The sequence below is a fragment of the uncultured Cyclobacterium sp. genome (assembly GCF_963976465.1).
In the GTDB taxonomy this organism is placed as follows: Bacteria; Bacteroidota; Bacteroidia; order Cytophagales; family Cyclobacteriaceae; genus Cyclobacterium.
This window is the reverse complement of the sequence record NZ_CAXBOC010000620.1, coordinates 1-2,833: the sequence shown is the minus strand read 5'-3', so window position 1 is coordinate 2,833 and position 2,833 is coordinate 1. Positions and strand designations below refer to the sequence as shown.

General features: G+C 42.8%; 1 protein-coding gene. It reads right to left on the bottom strand.

What is annotated here, in order from left to right; genetic code table 11:
- Window positions 1-2,833 (bottom strand): efflux RND transporter permease subunit (locus AAC037_RS23050; protein WP_339905936.1); only part of this gene is annotated, 2,833 nt, incomplete at both ends.

Here is a 2,833-nt window from a genome sequence, read left to right as displayed (position 1 = left end):
TTATTGGCATAGTCAATCATAATTAAGGAATCGTTGACCACCACCCCTGATAAGGCGATTACTCCCATAAGGCTAACTAAAGAAAGATCGTAACCTAAAAGAATATGCCCAATAACCGCTCCAACAATTCCAAATGGAATGGCCAACATTATTATGATAGGTTGGGAATAACTGTTCAATGCAATTGCCAAAAGGCAGAAAATCAAAAGCATGGCGATAATAAAGCCTGACCAGAGGGCTTCGGTAGATTCCCGCATTTGTGCTTGGCTTCCTTCATAGGTCCAAGCAATTCCGGGAAAATCAGCTCTGAGCTGTGGCAATACTTGTTGGTTAAGCGCTTTAAGCACCCTGGTTTGTGCGGCTGGAGGCTCAACGTCCATTCCTACATTCACCACTCTTTTTCCATCTCTCCTGTTGATATTGGTAAAAGTCTCCCCTTCCGTGACCCGAACTACATCCAACAATGGAACAGATACTCCATTGGGTGCCTGAATGATAAATTCTTCCAGATAGTTGATGTCTTTTCGCTCCTCAAGGGGAAGTTTTACCCTTATCTCAAACTCATTGATCCCCCTCAGTTGCCGCATGGCCAATGCGCCAAAAAAGGTATCCCTAACCTGCTGCCCCACCATATTGGGTGTTAAGCCCAGATTTCGGCCTTCAGGAAGCAATTCAAAGCCCAATTGTCGTTTTCCCTTATTGTAATTGTCGCTTACATCACGGGTTTCTGTAAAGGATTCTACGCGTTCCAAAAAAGCCTGGCTGGCCCTTTCCAAAACTTCAATGTCAGGATGACTCAGGTCCACACTTATGTCTTGCCGAGCTCCACCCGGACCACGTTCAGCTTCAAAATTAATTTGATCCACTCCTTTAATGTCACCAATATTGTCTCGCCATATTTCTATCAACTCTTTGGGCCCCATGTCTCGCTGATCCGGTGGTTTCATGACAATTTCTACATCAATAAAATCCTTACCACGAACATTGGTTTTGACACCATAGGCTACCTCATACAAATCATAATCCTCAAACATCTTGTGGGTATTGTTTGTAATTTCAACGGCCACTTTTGCTGCCTGGTCATTTGTAGTCCCGACAGGGAGACGAACAGCAGCTTCTATTTCATCAGCGGCCACCTCCGGCATTAAGACTGTTCCCATATGGTCGCTGTAAGCAAAACCTCCCACCAAAACCAATAATGAAATGGCAGCAGAAAAAGTCAGGTATCTATTTCTTAAACAGAGGTCAAGAAAAGGTTTGTAATGTTTGTTGATAAACCTGTTAAAGCCGGAAGCAATAGCACCTTGCCAGGTCTCCAGTTTTTGTACCCAAGCGTGTTTTTTTACCCTAGGAGATTTGGTTACATGGGAAGGTAAAATAAATAATGCCTCAAATAAGGATACAAACAAAACCACAATCACCACTACCGGCAATGGCCACCAATATTTCCCGGTTTCCCCCGGAATAAATAATAAAGGCACAAAAGCGATTACAGTAGTTAAAATACTAATGATTACCGGCTTTGATACATCTTTTGCTCCCAGGATAGCAGCGTCGATATAAGAATAGCCTTTTTGTCGAAATTCATAGATATTTTCACCTACCACAATGGCATCATCAACCACAATTCCCAATACGATCAAAAAGCCAAACATGGAGATCATATTGATACTAAGCCCTACAATGGGAAGAAAAAGCATGGCACCAACAAAGGACACCGTCATCCCCATCATTACCCAAAAAGCCAACCTATATTCAAGAAATAAACCTAAAATGACCAAAACAATGACGATGGCCATTAGTCCGTTCTCTGTTAGCAAAGACAGTCTTTCTCGAAAATCTTCGGCCCTATTACTTTCTATTCTTACTTTCACCCCAGGTGGCAAGCCGGGCTCAAATTCAGTCAAAATATTTTTGACCTTTTCCTCAATTTCTAAGGGTGATTGATCTCCTATCCTGAATACTTCCAGGTCTACGGTGTTTTGTTCAAATTGTCCATTGAACCCAACCTCCTCAAATCCATCCCTAATGCTGGCAATATCTCCCAATTTAATGGTCGCTCCCGAAGCTGATGAAATAATATCTATATTGGCAAATTCTTCGGCAATAAGCTTCCTTTCTTCCATGCGAAGTAGGATTTCGCCGGACAAGGTCTCTATCGACCCTGCAGGGATATCCCTACTTGAAGCTTCAATCAAATCAGCTACCTGACCCAAGGTGAGATTATATTGTAACAACGTATTTCTAGGAATTTCTACATGGGTAACGAAATCCGGTACATTGCCTATCTCCACTTGTGTAATCTGCTCATCACTGAGCAGTCTGGTCCTTAGTCGTTCAGCCAAAATCCTTAAGGTCCAAACATTTACATTACCATAGATCCCTACTTGCATCACATCCATCTGTTGGTTTTGCAATACAATTTGAGGCCTTTCTATATCATCGGGAAAAGTCTGTATCCGACTTACGGCTTGGTTGATGTCCTGTAAGGCTTTCATTCGATCTGTGCCGGGAATCAACCAAATTTCTACGGTACCGGACCCCTCATTGGCCGAAGATATTATTTCCATAATCCCCTGCACTTCCCGCACCTTTTCCTCAACAGGAAGCACAATGCCTTGTTCCACCTCTTCAGGAGCAGCTCCGGGATAGACCACAGATACTTCAATAATGTCCAATTGAAATTGAGGGAATACCTCTTTCTGGACGGTATACATGGTATAAACACCTCCCACCAGAAATATCGCCATCAAAAGGTTGGTGATGATCGGGTTTCTGGCCATAAAAGCAATGGGACCTTTCTCTAACGCATGATTTGATTTTTCTTTCATGG